Here is a 19,249-nt window from a genome sequence, read left to right as displayed (position 1 = left end):
CCGATCGCCTCGAGCCCGGCGCGCACGCGGGCGCGCTGCTCCGGCACCAGGGACGCCGCCATCGGCTCGCGCCTCGTCAGCAGCGTGGTGCGGACGCCGCGGCGCGCCAGCGCCTCCGCCGCCTCCACGCCGATGTACCCGCCGCCGACGACGAGGACGTGCCGGGGGCGTCCGGCGACGATCGCCCGCCACGTGGAGCCGTCGTCGAGCGTCTTCATCGGGTGGACGTTCGGGCCGAGGCCCTCCGCCCACCCCGGCACGACCGGCGCCGCGCCCGTCGCCAGCAGGACGTCGTCGAAGCCGATCGTCACCGTGCGTCCGGAGGCGTGGTCGCGGGTCTCGCATTCCCCGCGCGCCAGGTCGAGCCCGAGCGCCTCGTGCCTCAGGCGCAGGTCGATTCCGGCCGCCCGGTGCTGCTCGGCCGTCCGCGCGACGAGAGAGGAGGCGTCCGCAACGTCGCCGGCGACCCAGTAGGGGATGCCGCACTGCGAATACGACGTGTGCGTGGACATCTCGAGGGCGACCACCTCCAGCGACCGTCCGCGCCGGCGCGCCACGCGCAGGGCCTGGTTCGCCGCCGCCATGCCGGCGGCGTCGGCGCCGATCACGAGTAAGCGCGTCATGGCGCACACTCTGCCCGACGTCGCTCCTATGCGTCGACGCGGGGGGGGGTGGGCGTTTCTACCTGACACTCTCCACACTCTGAGGTGGAGAACGTCACACGCCCCGGACGACCTCACCTGCTCACGCGCCGCCGGACGGGGGTGCGACCGCGGCTGGCTGTGCCTCGCGGGCTTCGGCCGAGGCCGGACGCCGGCCCGAGGACCGCGCGGTGTGGGGCGTCCTGGGGTGGGGACGCCGGCGACTCGGCCGGCGTCAGCAACGCCTGCAGCAAGCCGCGGAACGCCTGCAGCGTTTGCGAAACGCCTGCAGTAAGCCGCGGAACGCCTGCAGCGTTTCCATAACGCTTGCCTTCGGCGAGAACGCTGCCTTACGTAAGGCAGCGTTGTGGCTTAAGCCCGGCGTTTCGAGAACGCCTGCAGCGTTTGCGAAAGACCTGCAGCGTTTCGACAACGCTGGGTGCGGGTGCGGGTGCGGGACACCAGGACGCCAGGACGCCAGCCCGCAGGATCCGTCGCGACCCTCGGATCGCGACGCGCAACGTCGGCGCGGCCCTCTAGGGTGACCCTATGCACGAGACTCCCTCCCTCGAGTGCGACCTGATCCTGCAAGGCGGTCTGACGTCGGGGGTGATCTACCCTCAGGCGCTGTGCGAGGTGGCGCGCGTCTACCGGCTGCGGTCGGTGGGCGGCTCGTCGGCGGGCGCGATCGCCGCAGCCGCGGCCGCCGCGGCGGAGTTCAACCGCGTGGGCGGCGGGTTCACGAAGCTCGGCGAGTTGAGCGCGCAGCTCGCCGAGCCCACCGAGGGCGGCACGCGCCTCCTCGACCTGTTCCAGCCGCAGCCGCGCACCGGACGCCTGTTCCAGGTCGCGACCGCCCTCGTCAACGCACGCGGACGCCGCGGCCCGACCGCCGCGGCCGTCGCGGCGGGGGCGACGGTCCGGGCGTTCTGGTGGCACACGATCCTCGGCGCGCTGCCGGGGCTGGTGCTCGCCGGGCTGGCCGTCTACCTCGGCGGCCCCGCCCTGTGGGTGGGGGTGGTCGCGAGCCTCCTCGTCGCGGTGGCCGGCGGCCTGGCCCTGGCCGGGTTCGGCCTGTGGCGGTCGGCGGCGCGCGACGTGCCGGCCAACAACTTCGGGCTCTGCGACGGCGGGCCCACCGGCCGGGCAGCCCCCGCCCTCACACCGTGGCTGCACGGCGTCCTGCAAGACATCGCGGGGCGACCGGCGAGCGAGCCGCTCACGTTCGGCGAGCTCGAGGCGCACGGCGTCGACCTGCAGATGATCACGACGAACCTCACGCAGGCGCGGCCGATGACCATGCCGTGGCCCGACGCCGGCTACTACTACGACCCCGTCGAGTGGCGTCGGCTGTTCCCCGCCGAGGTCGTGGACTGGCTCGACGAACACCCGCCCGAGGCGTCCGGCTTCGACGATCAGGTCCGGCGGCTCGCGGCCTGGCCGCTGCGGCCGCTGCCGGCGGCGTCCGATCTGCCGGTCGTCGTCGCGGCCCGCCTCAGCCTGAGCTTCCCGCTGCTGCTGAGCGCCGTGCGCCTCTACGGGCTCGACTACGGCGAGCGCACGAACCGGCAGTTCCGGGCGAACGTGGCGGCCTTCCGTCGCGAGCACCCCGGCGCCGAGCCGGAGCAGGCGCTGGCCGATGAGGCCGTGGGGCGTCCCCACTTCGCGCCGAACTGGTTCAGCGACGGCGGCCTCACCTCCAACCTGCCCCTGCACTTCTTCGACGCGCCTCTGCCCACGCGGCCCACGTTCGCGATGAACCTGCTCGAGTTCCGCGACGACGCCGACCGTTCGGCCGACGAGGCCGACAACAGCTTCCTGCCCGAGCACAACGGGGCCGGGGTGCTGCGGCGCTGGCGTCCGTTGGAGGCGAAGTCCGGGGCGCTCCCGCGCTTCGGCGAGCTGCTGTTCGGCGTGCTGGTGTCGTGGGTCGACGAGTCGGCGGCGATCCTGCCCGGCTATCGCGACCGGGTCGTCCGGGTGTTCTACGCCTCCGACGAGGGCGGGTTCAACCTCGCGATGTCGCCCGAGCAGATCGCCCGCCTGGGCGAACGCGGCAGGCTCGCCGCGGCGAAGCTCGTCGAGCACTTCGCGGGCGACGCGCCCGGCGAGATCGAGGCCCCCGGCTGGCAGAACCATCGCTGGGTGCGGTTCCGCTCCACGGTCGGCGCGCTGTCGGAATGGCTGGACGCCTTCGGCGACCGCTTCACCCGGACGCCGACCGCCACGACCCCCTACGTCAGCATGCTGGGCCCCGGAGCCCCGGTGGAGCAGCCGTCGTACCGCATCGACCCCGTCGACGAGCCCACGGTGGCCGCCTTCGTCGCCGACGTGCTCGCGGCGGCGGAGGGGGCGGCCGACCCGGCGCTCACGAAGGGCGTCCCGCGGCCGCTGCCGACGATGCGCATCGTCGCCTACGACCGCCCGCCGACGCCCGACCCGACGGTCGCGACGCCCGACCCGACGGTCTCGACATCCGACCCGGCGGTCTCGACGCCGGGCCAGGCGCTCGGCAGGCAGAACCCCGCCGTCACGCCGCCGGGCGCACCAGACGGGCGATGACCCGGTCGCCCCACTCGGGCCCGCACAACACCTCCAGCCCGTCGGGCGCGAAGCCGTTGCGGGCGTAGAACGCGAGCGCCCGCGGGTTCTCCATGTAGCACCACAGGTACGCCGCCTCCCCGGACGGCAGCCCGGCCCGCAGCATCCGCTGCGCGAGCCCCGACCCGTGGACGCCGACCGACGTGTACAGGTGCGCCAGGGCCCACGTGGCCTCGGGCGGCCTCCACAGGTCGGCCGCGGCGTCCGGCTCCCACTCCTCGACGCCGCGCCCGGACGCCATCACCCCCACGATCCCGCCCCGTTCGTTCTTCGCGACCCAGTGCCGCCGGAACGGGTCGCGGCCGGCCGCGAGGGCGGCGTCCGCGTCGTCGATCTCGTCATGCGTGGACGCCTCCCGCGCGGCCCGCTCGGCCCATCGGGACGCCGCGAACAGCGGCGAGACGAGGTGCGCGTACGTCTGGATCGTCATCTCCAGGTGCGAGCGGACGTAGTAGGGGACGTCGGCGTGGGTGAGCGGTTCGAGGGTGAACGTCACCGCAGGTGGCTCTCCAGGCGGTCGAGCTTCGCGGTCATCTCGCCGGTGTAGCCGGGGCGGATGTCGGCCTTGAGCACGAGCGACACGCGCGTCCCGAACTCGCCGACCGCCTCGGTGGCGCGCTTGACCACGTCCATGCATTCGTCCCAGGTGCCCTCGATGGTGGTGAACATCGAGTCGGTGCGGTTCGGTAGGCCGGATGCGCGGACGATCTTCACGGCGGCGGCGACGGCGTCCGCGACGTGATCGTCGGTGCGGCGGCCGCTGGCGGACACGGAAAAGGCAACAAGCATGGGCCCATTCTGCGCCCGGACGCCCGCCTCCGGCACGTCGGTCGGCGCGACAGCCCGGGCCGGCGGCGCGGCACCGCTGCGGGTCCGGCACCGCTGCGGGTCCGGCACCGGGGCCGGCGTCGGACCCGCAGCGGTCCGGCGCTCAGCCGATGACCCCGATCACGCGCAGCAGCCCCCAGATCGCCAGGACGACCGCCGCGAGGGAACAGGCGATGAACGCGACCACCATCGCGACCGCCTGGACGACGTAGCCCGGCACGTCGACGTCCACGTGCCGGCCCTCCCGGACGCATCGTTCGAGCAGCCGGTAGTTCTTCCGGTTGGCGCGGTGGGCGACGTCGGCGGCGTCCCCGATCACCGGGATGAACCCCAGACCGGTGTCGACCAGCAGGTTCCAGCCCATGCGCGCGAGCACCGGCAGCGGCACGCGCTGGCGGACGGCGTCCACCATGATCGCCCCCGACATGCTCGTGCCGAGCGCGTCCCCGATGCCCGGGATGAGCCCGACCACCGCGTCGAAACCGATACCGATGTTCGTGCCGGGGATGGTCACGAGATCGTCCATGAATCGGGCCAGCCAGCGGCTCATCGCGATGTCGCCGTGGGCGGTGCTGCCCGCGGGCTGAGGTCGAGCGTCCATGCATCAAGCGTAGCCACAGGGCGGAAACGGGCGGTGACCCATACCGGCAGTACCGTCGTTGCGACAAAGACCACAACAGGGGGGTTCGTGCGATGGGTGATCTCATCAGACGCCTTTTCGGGCGCCGGGACGGCGGGGGAGCCGAGCCCGTCGCGAACGATGAGACCCCGGGCTGGGACGCGATTTCCGACGCCTGCGAGCGCGTCTACCCGGGCGTCGAACCCCTGCACTACGGCACGATCCTGCGTGCGAGCCTCGGCGGGCCCGACCCGCTCGACGGGGTCAGCGTCTACCGCGTCGACGATCCGCAGCCGCACTGGCACTACATCAGCTACGGCTTCAGCGACCTCGACGGGACGCCGGTCGCGCCGGTCGCGTCCGACGCGGTCAGCGGCTACGGCTTCGAGCTCACCCTGCGCTTGGCCGACCCGGCCGCCGCGGACGCCGACGCCGAGCCGCCCGTGTGGCCGATGAACCTCATGCAGAACCTCGCCCGCTACGTCTTCTCGACCGGCAACGTCTTCGCCGCGGGCCATCACCTGGACGCCAACGGCCCGATCCAGCTCGACAGCGACACCCAGCTCACCGCCCTCGCCCTGGCGCGCGACCCCGACCTCGGCTCGATCACCACGCCGCTGGGCCGGGTCGACTTCCTGCAGCTCGTGGGCATCACCGACGGGGAGCTGCGGGCCGTCCAGGGCTGGGACACCGCGCGCCTGCTGGAGATGCTCGCCGACACCTTCCCCACGGTCGGCCCCAAGCTCGCGACCGATCCCGCCCGCGGCAGCCTGACCGACCTCTCGGAGGCCGTCGCGGCCATCGAGCGCGACCAGCGCGAGAACGGCTCGAGCAGCGGCGCCCTGTACGTCGACCACCTCGAACTGCGCGGCGACGACGGCCGCATCGTCATCGAGCAGGGCGCGAACGGCGTCGAGAGCCTCGTCCGGCTGATCCCGCTGCGGCTGCCGTTCGGCAATCCCGTGATCTACCAGGGCCACGGCACCGGGCTGCTGTTGCTGCCCGGCGAGCAGTCCGAGGCCGAGCTCGCGGACGACCGCATCAGCTGCACCGTCTCCCTGACGCCCGCCGACGTGGACGCCCTCGTCGGGGCGCTGCGTCCGGTGCGGGGCGAATACCGCGTCCCGGGGCTGCCCGGCGTGACCTGGCGGGTCGTGCCCAGCGAGATCACCGACTCCGACGGCCGCGTGACGCGCACCGTCGGCTGACCGGACGCCTCGGCGGCGTCCCCGCGCCCGGCTCACCAACGCGGGGGTGGGACCGCTCAGCGGCGTCCGGACGCCTCCCGCGCGGCGTCCAGCCGGACGACCCGGTCGCAGCGGGCGATGACGTCCGGGTCGTGGGTGATCGCGAGCAGGGGCCGGTCGCCGGCGGACGCCCAGAGGTCGTCCAGCAGCGCGGACGCCGTCTGCGCGTCGAGGTGCTCCGACGGCTCGTCGAGGATCAGCGTCCCGAACTCGCCCACCAGCACGCGGGACGCCGCGAGCCGCCGGGCCTCCCCGCCCGACAGCGGCGCGCCCAGCTCGCCGACGAGGCGTCCGGGATCGAGGGCGAGCCCCGCGGCGGCCAGCGCCGCGGCGACCTCGTCGTCGGAGGCGTCCCTCTTGCCGATCTTGACGTTCTCGGCGACGGACGTGGAGAAGACGTGCGCGTCCTGCGCGAGGTAGCCGACGCGCCCGGACGCCTCCGCGCGGCCGCTCAGCGGGGGGATCAGGCCGAGCAGCGTGGCGGCGAGCGTGGTCTTGCCGACGCCCGACGGCCCCACGAGCGCGACGCGCTCGCCCGGACCGACGCTGAACGACAGGCCCGTGACGAGGGGCGACGCGCCGGGCCAGCCGATCGCGGCGTCCTCGACGACGAGGCGTGCCGGCCCCGTGGACGCCGCGGCGGCCAGGTCGCCGCGACCGACGGGCTCGGCGTCCAGCACGGCGGAGACCCGGCCGAGCGACGTGAGCGCCCGGGTGAGGGTCTGCGCGGCGCGGGCGAAGTCGCCGAACACCTCGTGCAGCGCGAGCGGCACCAGGGCGAGGACGGCGAGCATCGTGCGCCCGAGGCGTCCGTCGGCCAGGGCCTGGGCGCCCAGCCAGAGCCCCAGCAGGACGGCCGCTCCCGCCGCGAGCGTCTGCAGCGCCGCGGCGAGGCCGCGGACCCAGGCGGCGCGCTGTTCGGCGTCCCGAAGCCGGGCGTCCGCGTCGAGGGCCTCGGCGAGGAGGGCGTCCTGGGCGCCGTAGGCGACCACGTCGGCGGCGGCCCGGTCGAGCTCGTGGACGACGTCCGCGAGGCGTCCGCGCGCCGGGGCGATCGCGGCGTCGGCGTCCCGGGAGAGGCGGTTGGCCAGCCAGGGCGCGCCGACGGCCGCGAGCAGCGACGTGGCCAGGAGGGCCGCCGCCGTGAGGGGCTCGTAGACGCCGATCAGCACCGTCGTCCCGAGGACGACCACGCCGCCGGCGGCGAAGGGCACCGCCACCCGGACGACGACGTCCAGCACCGCGTCGACGTCCGCGACCACGCGGGTGAGCAGGTCGCCGCGGCGGCGCCCGAGGAGGGTCGTCCCGGCGAGGGCGGCGTAGGTCTCGAGCCGGAGGGCCGACTGCATCCGCAGGGCCAGATCGTGCCCGACGAGCCGCTCCGCGTACCGGAACGCCCCCCGCGAGATGCCGAAGAACCGGACGCCCACCGCGCCCGCGGTCAGGTACATCACCGGCGGGTGCTCGGCGGCGCGGCTGAGCAGCCACGCCGAGACGCCCATCAGGGCGACCGACGCCCCGGACGCCGCGGCCGCGAGCAGGATCGCCCCCGCCAGCCGCCGGCGCGGGTGCTCGATCGCGCCCAGGAGGCTGCGGAGGAGGGCGAGCGTCCGGGTCACGAGGCGTCCCCCTCGCCGCTCCGGACGCCGATCTCGACCACCTGGTCGGCCGCGCCGATCACCGCCGGGCGGTGGCTCACCACGATCGCCGCGACCCCCAGCGCCCGGACGCCCGCGAGCAGCGCGGCCTCGGCGTCGGCGTCCAGGCCGGCCGTGGGCTCGTCGAGCACGAGGACGTCCGCGCCGCCGGCGTCGATGCGCAGCAGCGCCCGCGCGGTCGCGACGCGCCGTCGCTCGCCGGCCGAGAGCCCCTCCCCGTCGTCGCCGACGCCGCGCGCCGGGTCGAGGTCAGGGCCGCCCGCGCGGTCGAGGGCGTCCCGGACGCGGTCGTCGCGGGCGTCCGGGTCGCCGAGGCGCACGTTCGCGGCGATGTCGCCCCGGACCATCCCGGGGTTCTGCCCGACGTAGGCGACGCGGGCGGCGTCCAGGTCGGCGGTGCCGCGGGTGGGCGTCAGGAACCCGAGCAGCGCGTTCAGCACCGTCGTCTTGCCCCCGCCGGACGGCCCGGTCAGCGCCACGAACTCCCCGGGGCGCACGTCGAACGACACCCCCGCCACCGCCGGTTCGGACGCCCCCGGGTACGTGTGCCCGAGGTCGCTCACGCGCGCGACCAGCCCGGACGCCGCCGGCCCGGGTCGCGCGGCGTCCGCGGGGGCGTCCGCCGGGGCCCCCGCCGCGGCGTCCGTTCCGGAGCCCTCCCGGACGCCCGCGTCGATCAGCGCGAACGCGGACTCGGCGGCGGCCATGCCGTCGGCCGCGTCGTGGTAGTGGACGCCGACCTGCCGCACCGGCAGGTACGCCTCGGGCGCCAGGATCAGGACGAACAGGGCGGTGCCCAGGTCGAGGTCGCCGAACACGACCCGGAACCCGACCGTCACCGCGACGAGCGCGACCGACAGGGTCGCCAGCAGCTCGAGCACGAGCGCGGAGAGGAACGAGATCCGCAGCGTCGCCATCGTCTCGGCGCGGTGGGCGGCCTCGGTGCGGCGCAGCCCCTCGGCCTGGGCCCGCGCCCGCCCGAAGACCTGCAGGGTGGGCAGGCCCGCGACCAGGTCGGAGAAGTGGTGCGCCAGGCGCGTCTGGACGCGCCACCGCTTGCGCGTGCGCGCCTCGGTCGTCCAGCCGACGAGGGCCATGAACACCGGGATCAGCGGCAGCGTCAGCGCGACGATGATCGCCGACGTGAGGTCGGCGGTCAGGATCGCGACGCCCACGATCACGGGCACGGTCACCGCGAGCATGAGCTGGGGGAGGTACTTGCTGTAGAAGCCGTCGAGGGCGTCCAGGCCCTGCGTGACGAGCGTGATCAGGCCGCCGCCGGTCGCCCCGGAGTCGAGGGGGCGGGCGAGGCGAGCGGCCAGGATGTCCGCCCGCAGTTGGCTCTTCACGGACGCCGACGCCCGCTGCGCGAGCGTGTCGTTGAGCCACGACAGCGCGGCCTTCGCCGCGAACACGGCCGCCAGGACGCCGACCGCCCCCGCGAGGGGCGTCCAGTCGCCGCCGAAGATCGCGGCGATCGCGTGGGCGAGCACCCACGCCTGCACCAGGGTGAGGGCGGCGGTCGCGCAGCCGACAGCGACGGCCGCCGCGAGGTACCACCGCGTCGCGGACGCCCGCCGGAGGAGCCTCGGGTCGATCGGCCCCCGCGACCGGCGGGCCTGCGGGCTGCCCCGGCGGGAACGACGAGCACGGGGCCCCTGAAGTTCAGGGGCCCCGTGCGCCGAGGTTGCGGTGGCGTCCGCCATCAGACCGCCGCGGGCTCGGGGGCGTCGGTCGGGATGTTGACCTCGCTGATCCGGCGGCGATTCACCCAGTACGCCCAGGCGGTGTACGCCAGGACGATCGGGACGAAGATGCCGGCGGCGACCGCCATGATCGTCAGCGTGAGCTCCGAGCTGGACGCCGTCGTGATGTCGAGCGGGGTGCCGGGCACCGCGGTGTTGTCGAAGCCCATGGCCGGGAACATCCGGACGAAGATGCCGACCGCGACGAACAGGATCGTGGCGGCGGTGGCGATGAACGCCCAGCCGTCGCGACCCGCCCGGCCCATCAGCCAACTGACGACCAGCCCGGCGGCGGCGAGCAGCATCAGCAGCCAGCCGATGACGCCCGTGCCGTAGGCGAGGTTCGACCAGAGCAGGAACACGGCCCCGCCGAGGATCGCGAGCACGCCCACCTTCAGGCTGAACGAGCGGGCCCGGGCGTGCACCTCGCCCTTCGTCTTGAGTGCCAGGTAGTTGGCGCCGTGGAACAGGAACAGCACGACCAGCACGACGCCCCCGAGCAGCCCGAACGGGCTGAGCAGGCCCAGGGTGCCGGTGGTGACGACGTGGAGCGACGGGTTCACGGTCGACATCTCCACCGGCAGGCCGATCACGAAGTTCGCGAACGCGACGCCGAACAGGAGCGGCACGAGGAACGACCCGATGCAGGCCATCCGGTCGAAGGCGCGGCGCCAGTGGGTCTCGGGCCGCTTGGCCCGGTACTCGAACGACACGCCCCGGATGATGAGGCCGAACAGGATCAGGAACAGCGGGATGTACAGCCCCGAGAACAGGGTGGCGTACCAGCCGGGGAAGGCGGCGAACGTCGCGCCGCCCGCGGTCAGCAGCCAGACCTCGTTGCCGTCCCAGACGGGCCCGATGGTGTTGACGATGACCCGCTTCTCGGTCTCGTTGCGGCCGAGGAACGGGATCAGCATGCCGACGCCGTAGTCGAAGCCCTCGAGCACGAGGTAGCCGATCCACAGCACCGCGATCAGGATGAACCACGTCACCTGCAGCGGCGTGGCGTCTACTGCGAGAGGAATCATGGTGTGTCGCTCCTTTCTCAGTAGGCGAAGGACAGGGGCTCGTCGGCGTCCTTGACCTCGGGGGTCTCGACGTCGGGCAGGCCCGGTTCGATGTACTTGATGAGCAGCCCGATCTCGACGACCGCGAGGGCGCCGTAGATCAGCGTGTAGCCGATGAGGCTGAAGAGCACCTCTCCCCAGCCGACGCCCGGCGACACGGACGCCGCGGTGGGCAGGACGCCGGCCACGATCCACGGCTGGCGGCCCATCTCGGTGAAGATCCAGCCGAAGGAGTTGCCGAACAGCGGGCTGAGCACGGCGGCGAAGAGCAGGAGGCGCCAGATCGCGCCGTCCTTCGGCAGGTGCTCCTTGCGGGTCACGAACAGCGTGTACAGCGCGACCGCGATCGCGATGAAGCCGAGCGTCATCATGATGCGGAAGCTCCAGTAGCTGATCGGGATGTTCGGGTGCCAGTTGTTGACGCCGACCGCCTGCAGCTTCTGCTGGTAGGCCTGCTGGAGGGCGTTGTTCGGGTTCACCAGCTCGCCGCGGTGGTAGCCCGCCTCGAGGTTGTTGATGCCCTTGACTTCGCCGAACGGGTCGCCGGTGGCGAGGAAGCCGAGCACGTACGGCACCTTCAGCGACCAGACCTCGCTGCGGCCGTCGAGCGAGCCGATCGTGAGCAGCGAGAACATCGCCGGGTCGTTGCCGTGGCCGCCCTCGCTCTCGTAGAGGGCCTCGGCCGCCGCCATCTTCATCGGCTGCACCTGGTACATGACCTTGCCCTGGAAGTCGCCGGACAGCACCACGACGGCGCCCGACGCCAGCAGCACCCAGGCGCCGAAGCGGGTGGCCCAGCGGAAGGCGGAGGCGTCCGACTTCTCCCGCTCGGTCCAGGAGTCGCGGCGCTTGGCGAGCTTCGCCAGGTGGTAGCCGGCGACGGCGAGCACGAACCCGCCGCCGGTCAGGTAGGCCGCCGAGATGGTGTGCGGGAAGGTCGCGAGGAAGACCGGGTTGGTGAACAGCGCGCCGAAGTCGGTGAGCTCGGCGCGGTCGGTCAGCGGGTTGTAGGTGGAGCCGACCGGGTTCTGCATCCAGCTGTTCGCGGCGAGGATGAAGATCGCGCTCAGCATCGTGCCGATCGACGCCGCCCAGATGGTGGCCAGGTGGACCTTCTGGGGCAACTTGTCCCACCCGAAGATCCACAGTCCCAGGAAGGTCGACTCGAGGAAGAAGGCCAGCAGGGCCTCCAGCGCCAGCGGCGCCCCGAAGATGTCGCCGACGAACCGGGAATACTCGCTCCAGTTCATGCCGAACTGGAACTCCTGCACGATGCCGGTCACCACGCCCATCGCGAAGTTGATGAGGAACAACTTGCCGAAGAACTTGGTGAGGCGCAGGAATCTCTCATTACCGGTCTGGACCCACCTGGTCTGCATCACGGCCACGAGCAAGGAGAGGGAGATCGTGACCGGTACGAAGAAGTAGTGGTAGACCGTTGTGATGCCGAATTGCCATCGGGCAACGGTTTCCGCGTTCATGGGGCGGAATGTACTACGCCTTGTCGTAGATCGCCAGAAACGTGTTTAGGATGTCGCCATGGCCCTGCTGGGGGACCTGGAGCACCAGGTGATGACGGTGTTGTGGCGGCGAGACGAACCGCTGTCGGTGCGCGACGTCCACGAGCAGATCGCCGCTGAGCGCGATTTGGCGTACACGACGGTCATGACCGTGTTGGATCGCCTAGCCAAGAAGGGACTCGCCCACCGAACCCTCGACGGTCGCGCCTGGCTCTACCGGCCAGCCCGATCATGCGTTGAATTGCATGCCGAGGAAATCTTGTCTCTCTTGGATGCCTGCGGCCCCGACGCCTGCCGCGCAATCTGGGAGCAGGTGAACCACGAGTTGAGCCTCCGGCCCTTCTAGGGTCCCCAGAAATCGGGACACCGTGGGCGTTTCTACCTGACGTTTTCCACCCTGGGAGGTGGACAACGTCACACGCCCCTGGGCGGACATGCACGTGCCGCTGGGCGGGCGTGCACACGTCGTGGGGTCCCAACGCGTGGCGTCCCATGCGCGTGGCGACCCACACCCCTGGGCGTGCGATGCGTCCGGCGCGATGCGCCCGGCGTCCGGTCTTACGACCGGTCTCCTCCAGGACCCTGACTGGCTCGTTCCCAATCCCGAACCCCGAGCGGGACGCCCCCGGCGCGCCGCGCCGAGGACGCGCCAGTCAGGGTCGTGGCGAGCCCACCACGCCAGGACGCCGCCCGCGCGAGGCGGGCGGCGTCCGGTTGGGCGGTGGGGTAGGCGTCCCGCGCGGCGGCGGGCGTCCCAGAGGACAGGGAGCGCCCCAGCGGACGGGCGTCCCTGGGGCGGAACCCCGGAAGGACCGTGGCCGTCCGGGGCCGATGAGCAGGGCCCACCGGACGCCGCAGGGACTCAGTTCAGCGGACCATCGCCTTCGTCCATCGCGGCGATGTCGTCGAACTTCGTCGCCCGGTGGTAGATGGCCTTGTTGACGAAGAACATGATCACGCCCAGCACCGCACCGATGCCGATGAGCACGAGGGCGATCTGGAACTGCACGGTGGCCCGGCCCGTCCACGGGCCGACGAGATAGAAGGTGCACAGGGCGCCGAGGATCGGGATCCAGGTCGGTGCCCGGAAGTGGTCGTGCTCGACCTTGTCCTTCCGCAGGATCAAGACGGCGATGTTCGTCAGGGTGAAGACGGCCAGCAGCAGCAGGGCCGTCGTGCCGCCCAGCTCGGAGACCTGGCCGACGAAGGTGATCAGGGCCACCGCGATGAGGGTGGTGAACACGATCGAGAACCACGGCGTCCGGCGGCCCGGCAGCACCCAGCCGAAGCACGGCGGCAGCACCTTGGTCCGCGCCATGCCGTACAGCAGGCGGGAGCCCATCATCATGTTGATCAGCGCGGTGTTCGCGACCGCGAACATCGAGATGAACGGGAAGATCGCCCCGAACGGCAGCCCCGGCGCGCCCATCTGGACGACCGTCAGCAGCGGCGTCGCCTTCGCGGCCGTGAGATCGCCGATCGGCACGATCGCGACGGCGGTGAGCGAGACGAGCACGTAGATGACGCCGGTGATCATGAGGCCGGTGAGCATGATCTTGGGGAAGATGCGCGAGGGGTCCTTCGTCTCCTCGGCCATGTTCACCGAGTCCTCGAAGCCGACCATCGCGAAGAATGCGACCGACGTCGCCGCCGAGACCGCGAGGAACCAGCTCTTGTCGCTCTGGCTCTCGAAGATCATCGTGCGCGAGAAGTCGGCCTTGCCCTCGGCCATGGCCATGAACCCGACGAAGATGACGATCAGCAGACCCGTCAGCTCGATCAGCGTCAGGACGACGTTCAGCTTGACCGACTCGCCCACGCCCCACAGGTTGATGGCCATCACGAGCAGGATGAAGCCGATGCCGAGCATCGTGATCGTGCCCTCGTTCGAGGGCAGGTGGAAGCCCTTCAAGAAGTTCTCCGAGAACGCCCGGGACGCCGTCGATGCCGACGTGATGCCGGAACACATGACGGTGAACGCGACCATGAACGTCAGGAAGCCGATGCCGTACGCCTTGTGCGTGTAGACCGCGGCGCCGCCGGCCTCGGGGTACTTGGTCACCAGTTCGAGGTAGGCGAACGCGGTCATGAGCGCGACGGCGAACGCCAGCAGGAAGGGCAGCCAGACCGCGCCGCCGACCTCCTTCGCGATGGTGCCGGTCAGGGCATAGATGCCCGTGCCCAGGATGTCGCCGACGATGAACAACAGCAGCAGGCCCGGGCCCATGACCCGCTTGAGTTCAGGCTGGCCCGTCGTCCCGTCCGCGCTGGCGACGGGGGTCTTGTCAGACATGGCAATGCTCCCAACGGTGTTTTTGGTGCGCTAACTCTGACCGATGGGGAGGGCACTGACAATCCCTCTCGGCCAATTCTCGCGACTGTTACACGAGCGGTGGGGAGCTGGGCCGAACGTCGGCCTGGGTACGATCGACGCGTGATCGAGGAACGCTTCACCAGCACCGTCAGCGCCGCGCTGCTCGCCGTCGGGGCGGTCGCGCTCGGCGTGGGCGCCTGGGGGCCGTGGTTCGTCGCGGACGCCGGCGGCCAACTCCGCTCGCTCGACGCCGACCTGGCCCTGCAGCCGTACCGGATCGTGCAGAGCGTCGGGGCGGGCCTCGTGCTCGCGCTCGCGGTGGGGCTCTGGTTCGCTCGGCGCTCGCGGGCGCACCTGGTGGTGCGCGCGGTGTCGCCGCTGGCCGCGCTCACCTCGCTGGTCATGACGCTGGGCGGCTGGATGATGGTGTGGGACGGCCGCAGCCTGCGGCCCCTCGGCGCGGACGCCCAAGGTGCGGTCGCCCGGCCCGACTGGGGCCTCATGGTGCTCGCCGCCGGTGGGCTCGCGACGCTCGTCGGTCTTTTGTGGCCGTCGCGGCGCCGCGCCGTCGAGGTCGGCCCGCGCGTCACGCGGCCCGGGGACGCCGCCCCCGTCGCCCGCGCCGGGCTCGCGCCCGGCTGGTACGACGTGGAGGGGCGGCGCGTCTGGTGGGACGGGCGCGCCTGGGACGACATCCCCGACACCGAGGACGCCGCGCCCCAAGCGTCGGTCTAGCTGTGCCCGCCGGCCGGCGCCGGGTCGGCCTCGGCCTGCTCGGCCCGGAACTGCGACTGGTACAGCCGGTAGTAGGCGCCCTGCGCGGCCATCAGCTCGTCGTGGTCGCCCTGCTCGACGATGGAGCCGTTCTCCATGACGAGGATCGTGTCGGCGTCCCTGATGGTGGAGAGCCGGTGGGCGATGACGAAGCTGGTCCGGTCGGTGCGCAGCGCGGCCATCGCGCGCTGGAGCAGCAGCTCGGTGCGCGTGTCGACCGAGCTCGTCGCCTCGTCGAGCACGAGCAGGGACGGGTCGGCCAGGAACGCCCGGGCGATCGTGATGAGCTGCTTCTCGCCGGCGGAGACGTTCGAGCCCTCCTCGTCGATGACCGTGTCGTAGCCCTGGGGCAGCGACCGGACGAAGCGGTCCACGTACGTCGCCGTCGCCGCGGCGCGCAGCTCGTCGTCGGTGGCGTCGAGGCGTCCGTAGCGGATGTTGTCGGCGATCGTCCCGTGGAACAGCCACGTGTCCTGCAGCACCATGCCGAGCTTGCCGCGCAGGTCGGCCCGCGGGACGGACGCGATGTCGACGCCGTCGAGCGTGATCCGGCCCGCGTTCACCTCGTAGAAGCGCATGAGCAGGTTCACCAGCGTCGTCTTGCCGGCGCCGGTCGGCCCGACGATCGCGACGGTCGCGCCCGGCTCGGCCACCAGGTCGAGGTGCTCGATGAGCGGCTTCTCGGGGACGTAGCTGAACGAGACGTCCTCGAACGCGACCCGCCCGCGCACCGGGCTGGGCAGGACGCCGTCGGCCTCCGGGGTCTGCTCGTCGGCGTCCAGCACCTGGAAGACGCGCTCCGCCGACGCGACGCCCGACTGCAGCAGGTTCGCCATGGACGCCACCTGCGTGATCGGCTGCGTGAACATCCGGGAGTACTGGATGAACGCCTGCACGTCGCCGAGGCTCATCTGGCCGGTCGCGACGCGCAGGCCGCCGACCACCGCGACCGCGACGTAGGTGAGGTTTCCGATGAAGAACATCACCGGCATCATCAGGCCTGAGATGAACTGCGCCGAGAACGACGACGAGTACAGCCGGTCGTTGTCGCGCTGGAAGGACGCCTCGACCTCCTTGCTGCGCCCGAACACCTTCACGAGCGCGTGGCCGGTGTAGGCCTCCTCGATCTGGGCGTTCAGGTCGCCGGTGGACTTCCACATCTCGGCGAACCGGGCCTGCGCGCGGCGTCCGATGAGCATGGCCGCGACCAGGGAGATCGGCACGGCGATCAGCGCGATCACCGCGAGGATCGGCGACACCCACAGCATCATCACGAGGACGCCGACGAGCGTCAGCAGGTTCGTCAGCAGTTGGCTGAGCGTCTGCTGCAGCGACTGCGCGATGTTGTCGATGTCGTTGGTGACGCGGCTCAGCAGTTCGCCGCGGGGCTGCCGGTCGAAGTAGGCCAGCGGCAGGCGGTCGAGCTTGGTCTCGACGTCGCGGCGCATGCGGTAGACGGTCGCCTGCACGACGTCGTTCAGCAGCCACCCGGACGCCCACATGAACAGCCCGCCGACGACCGCCAGCCCGAGGGCGATGAGGCCGACGCGGCCGACGGCGCCCCAGTCGACGCCCACGCCGGGGGTCACCTGCATGCCGGACAGCATGTCGGCGAACGTCCCCTGCCCCTGGGCGCGCAGGCCCGCGATGATCCGCTCGATCGGGACGCCGGCCGGCAGGTTCTTGCCGATGAGCCCGGCGAACAGCAGGTTCGTCATCTCGCCGATGACCTTCGGGCCGAGCACGTTGGCGAGCACGGCGACGATCGTGAGCACGAAGACGACGACGATCTTGCCGCGCTCGGGACGCAGGCGTCCGAGCAGGCGCCGCAGCGACGGCCCGAAGTTGATCGCCTTCTCGACCGGGCCCTGGGCGCCCGGGCCGTGCCCGCGGACTTGCGGCCCGTGCTTGGGCCGCTCGGGGGCGTCCGTGACGCGGTCGGTCTCGGCGCCGGACCCGGGCTGCGTGCCGGGGGCGCTGTCGGTGTTCTGGGGGGCGCTCATGCGACTTCCTCCGCCTTGAACTGGGACTCGACGATCTCGACGTACGTCGGGCAGGTCGCGAGCAGGTATTCGTGGGTGCCGATGCCCTCGATGCGGCCGTCGTCGAGGACGACGATCTGGTCGGCGTTGCGGATCGTCGCGACCCGCTGCCCGACGATCACGACGGCGGCGTCCGCGGTCTCGGGCCGCAGGGCGGCCCGCAGGCGGGCGTCCGTGGCGACGTCGAGCGCGGAGAAGCTGTCGTCGAAGACGTAGACGTCCGGACGCCGCACCAGCGCCCGCGCGATCGAGAGCCGCTGCCGCTGGCCGCCCGAGACGTTCGTGCCGCCCTGGGCGATCGGGGCGTCCAGTTGGCCGGGCATGCGCTCCACGAAGTCGCGCGCCTGCGCGACCTCGAGGGCGTGCCAGAGCTCGTCGTCGGAGGCGTCCGGGTTGCCGTAGCGCAGGTTGGACGCCACCGTGCCGGTGAACAGGTACGGCTTCTGGGGGACCAGGCCGATGGTGTTCCACAACACCTCGGGGTGGAGGTCGCGGACGTCGACGCCGTCGACCAGCACGTGGCCCTCGGTCGCGTCGAACAGCCGCGGGATCAGGTTGATCAGCGTCGTCTTGCCCGAGCCGGTCGACCCGATGAGCGCCGTCGTGGTGCCCGGCGCGACCGCGAACGAGATGTTCGACAGCACGGGGGCCTCGGCGCCGGGGTAGGCGAACGTCACGTCCTCGAACCGCACGGAGCCGTGGTCGACGACGTCGCGGACCGGCCGCAGGGGCGGCACGACGGACGAATCCGTCCCCAGCACCTCCTCGATGCGCGCCGCGCACACCTGGGCGCGCGGGGCGATCATCAGCATCATCGTCGACATCATCACGCTCATCAGGATCTGGATGAGGTACTGCAGGAACGCGGTGAGCTGGCCGATCTGCATCTGGCCCGCGTCGACGCGCAGGCCGCCGAACCACATCACGCCGACGCTGGACGCCGCGATCACGAGCTGGACGACCGGGAAGAAGGTGAGCATGCGGCGTCCGACCCGCAACGAGACGTCGGTGACGTCGGCGTTCGCCTTCGCGAAGCGCTCCTGCTCGAACGGCTCACGCACGAACGCGCGGATCACCCGCAGGCCGCTGATCTGCTCGCGGAGCACCCGGTTCAGCGTGTCGATCCGCCGCTGCATCGCCCGGAACAGTGGCAGCGCCTGCAGCAGGATCGTCACGATGATGACGCCCATCACGCCGGCGGCGACGACGATGAGCCACGACAGCCCGACGTCTTCGCGCAGGGCCATGATCACGCCGCCGATCATCATGATCGGCGCCTGGACGATCATGAACGCGGTCATCATGACGAGCTGCTGCACCTGTTGGACGTCGTTCGTGTTGCGCGTGATCAGCGACGGCGCCCCGAACTGGTTCACCTCGCGGGTGCTGAACGAGAGGACGCGGTCGAAGATCGCCGCGCGGACGTCGCGCCCGAAGCCCATGGCCGTGCGGGCGCCGAAGTAGATGGCGGTCGCCTGGCCGACGATCTGGGCCAGGGTGACGGCGAGCATGAGGGCGCCGAGCGAGGTGATCGCCGCGGTGTCGCCCTTGGCGACGCCCTCGTCGATGATCCGCGCGTTCAGCGTGGGCAGATAGAGGGAGGCCGCCGTCGCGATGAGCTGAAACAGCACGATCATCGCGATGTGGCCCCGGTAGGGGGCCAGGTAGCGGCGCAGGAGTTTGATCAGCATGCGGTGTCCTTGGCGATTCCGTGGAGGAGGAGGCGGGTGACCTGGGCGGGTTCGGTCGGCGGGTCGGGGAACGAGGAGCCGAAGCTCAGGGCGAGCAGGGCGCCGGCGGCGGCCTGCGGGGTGACGGAGAGGCGTCCGGCAAACGGCGTCAGGAACTCCTGCAGCGCGGTGATGATACGCCGGTTCACCTCTTTCGGGTGGGGACGCGGGCACGGTTTCGCGCCCGCATTCGGCCCGGCCGGCGGATGCTGCAGCAGCAACGGAGAGCGGGCGATGAGCGCGCGCCGTTGAAGCAGCCCGATCGCGGCCGCCACGGCGGTTTCGAAATCTTCGGACGCCTCCAGCGCGGCCAGCCGCGCGAGGACGGGTTCGATGGCGAGCTCGGCCGTGATGACCTCGTTGACGAGGTCTTGCTTCGAGTCGAAGACGCGGAAGATCGTGCCCTCGGCGATGCCGCAGGCCTCCGCGATCTGCCGGGTCGACGTGGCCGCGGCGCCCTGGC

At 71.9% G+C, this 19,249-nt stretch carries 16 protein-coding genes; 4 read left to right on the top strand and 12 right to left on the bottom strand.

The features are described 5' to 3' along the window. Positions 1-623: FAD-dependent oxidoreductase (locus WMJ97_RS09080; protein WP_347348664.1), on the bottom strand; the 623-nt coding region annotated here is incomplete at its 3' end. Between the two features lie 567 nt (positions 624-1,190). On the opposite strand from WMJ97_RS09080, the gene WMJ97_RS09075 reads away from it, so the two are divergent. Next, a complete protein-coding gene (locus WMJ97_RS09075; protein ID WP_347348663.1) occupies positions 1,191-3,203 on the top strand; it encodes a hypothetical protein in 2,013 nt (670 codons plus the stop codon). On the opposite strand, the gene WMJ97_RS09070 is transcribed toward WMJ97_RS09075, so the two are convergent. The 3 genes from WMJ97_RS09070 to WMJ97_RS09060 form a co-directional block, all read right to left on the bottom strand. Then, positions 3,172-3,738: a GNAT family N-acetyltransferase gene (locus tag WMJ97_RS09070; RefSeq protein ID WP_347348662.1), complete on the bottom strand. Its 567-nt coding sequence runs from the start codon at positions 3,736-3,738 to the stop codon at positions 3,172-3,174. The two genes, WMJ97_RS09075 and WMJ97_RS09070, sit on opposite strands and share 32 nt — an antisense overlap. Continuing rightward, positions 3,735-4,031 carry a thiamine-binding protein gene (locus WMJ97_RS09065; RefSeq protein WP_347348661.1) on the bottom strand — a complete coding sequence of 99 codons (297 nt, stop codon included), beginning with the start codon at positions 4,029-4,031 and terminating at the stop codon, positions 3,735-3,737. The genes WMJ97_RS09070 and WMJ97_RS09065 overlap by 4 nt, the downstream gene beginning before the upstream one ends. Positions 4,032-4,173: 142 nt before the next feature. Next, complete coding sequence (locus tag WMJ97_RS09060) at positions 4,174-4,671, bottom strand: DUF4112 domain-containing protein (RefSeq protein WP_347348660.1); 498 nt, start codon at positions 4,669-4,671, stop codon at positions 4,174-4,176. Positions 4,672-4,763: 92 nt separating this feature from the next. Here WMJ97_RS09060 and WMJ97_RS09055 point away from each other — a divergent pair, with 92 nt between their 5' ends. After that, positions 4,764-5,897: a suppressor of fused domain protein gene (locus WMJ97_RS09055; protein ID WP_347348659.1), complete on the top strand. Its 1,134-nt coding sequence runs from the start codon at positions 4,764-4,766 to the stop codon at positions 5,895-5,897. A gap of 56 nt (positions 5,898-5,953) precedes the next feature. Here the strand turns inward: WMJ97_RS09055 and cydC are convergent, their stop codons facing one another. Genes cydC through WMJ97_RS09035 form a run of 4 tightly spaced genes read right to left on the bottom strand, consistent with a single transcriptional unit; the run spans position 5,954 to position 11,887 of the window. Further along, positions 5,954-7,555 carry a thiol reductant ABC exporter subunit CydC gene (cydC, locus tag WMJ97_RS09050; protein ID WP_347348658.1) on the bottom strand — a complete coding sequence of 534 codons (1,602 nt, stop codon included), beginning with the start codon at positions 7,553-7,555 and terminating at the stop codon, positions 5,954-5,956. After that, positions 7,552-9,300, bottom strand: a complete 1,749-nt coding sequence (gene cydD / locus WMJ97_RS09045) for a thiol reductant ABC exporter subunit CydD (protein ID WP_347348657.1) — start codon at positions 9,298-9,300, stop codon at positions 7,552-7,554. Before cydD ends, cydC begins: the two co-directional genes overlap by 4 nt. Next, on the bottom strand, positions 9,300-10,367 hold the full coding sequence (gene cydB / locus WMJ97_RS09040) for a cytochrome d ubiquinol oxidase subunit II (RefSeq protein ID WP_347348656.1): 1,068 nt from the start codon (positions 10,365-10,367) through the stop codon (positions 9,300-9,302). The genes cydD and cydB overlap by 1 nt, the downstream gene beginning before the upstream one ends. A 17-nt stretch (positions 10,368-10,384) precedes the next feature. After that, positions 10,385-11,887 (bottom strand): cytochrome ubiquinol oxidase subunit I, encoded by a 1,503-nt coding sequence (locus WMJ97_RS09035; RefSeq protein WP_347348655.1) that lies wholly within the window; start codon positions 11,885-11,887, stop codon positions 10,385-10,387. 58 nt (positions 11,888-11,945) lie between these two features. On the opposite strand from WMJ97_RS09035, the gene WMJ97_RS09030 reads away from it, so the two are divergent. Then, a complete protein-coding gene (locus WMJ97_RS09030; RefSeq protein WP_347348654.1) occupies positions 11,946-12,272 on the top strand; it encodes a BlaI/MecI/CopY family transcriptional regulator in 327 nt (108 codons plus the stop codon). Between the two features lie 516 nt (positions 12,273-12,788). Here WMJ97_RS09030 and WMJ97_RS09025 read toward each other — a convergent pair. After that, the gene (locus WMJ97_RS09025) at positions 12,789-14,219 is read right to left on the bottom strand and encodes an APC family permease (RefSeq protein WP_347348653.1); all 1,431 of its coding nucleotides are present in this window, start codon (positions 14,217-14,219) and stop codon (positions 12,789-12,791) included. Between the two features lie 141 nt (positions 14,220-14,360). Here WMJ97_RS09025 and WMJ97_RS09020 point away from each other — a divergent pair, with 141 nt between their 5' ends. Further along, a complete protein-coding gene (locus WMJ97_RS09020) occupies positions 14,361-14,975 on the top strand; it encodes a hypothetical protein (protein ID WP_347348652.1) in 615 nt (204 codons plus the stop codon). Here the strand turns inward: WMJ97_RS09020 and WMJ97_RS09015 are convergent. The 3 genes from WMJ97_RS09015 to WMJ97_RS09005 all read right to left on the bottom strand — a co-directional run. Then, positions 14,972-17,017, bottom strand: coding sequence for an ABC transporter ATP-binding protein (locus tag WMJ97_RS09015; protein ID WP_347348651.1), 2,046 nt, complete (start codon positions 17,015-17,017; stop codon positions 14,972-14,974). The genes WMJ97_RS09020 and WMJ97_RS09015 overlap by 4 nt on opposite strands. Continuing rightward, positions 17,014-18,747, bottom strand: a complete 1,734-nt coding sequence (locus tag WMJ97_RS09010; RefSeq protein ID WP_347348650.1) for an ABC transporter ATP-binding protein — start codon at positions 18,745-18,747, stop codon at positions 17,014-17,016. The genes WMJ97_RS09015 and WMJ97_RS09010 overlap by 4 nt, the downstream gene beginning before the upstream one ends. Beyond that, positions 18,741-19,249, bottom strand: a 509-nt coding sequence (locus WMJ97_RS09005; protein WP_347348649.1) for a helix-turn-helix domain-containing protein, incomplete at its 5' end; no start/stop codon positions are given. The genes WMJ97_RS09005 and WMJ97_RS09010, both read right to left, overlap by 7 nt.

Source organism: Nigerium sp. (assembly GCF_039811905.1).
Taxonomy (GTDB): domain Bacteria; phylum Actinomycetota; class Actinomycetes; order Propionibacteriales; family Propionibacteriaceae; genus Propioniciclava.
The sequence above is the reverse complement of the archived record's forward strand: the minus strand, read 5'-3'. Positions and strand labels throughout refer to the sequence as shown.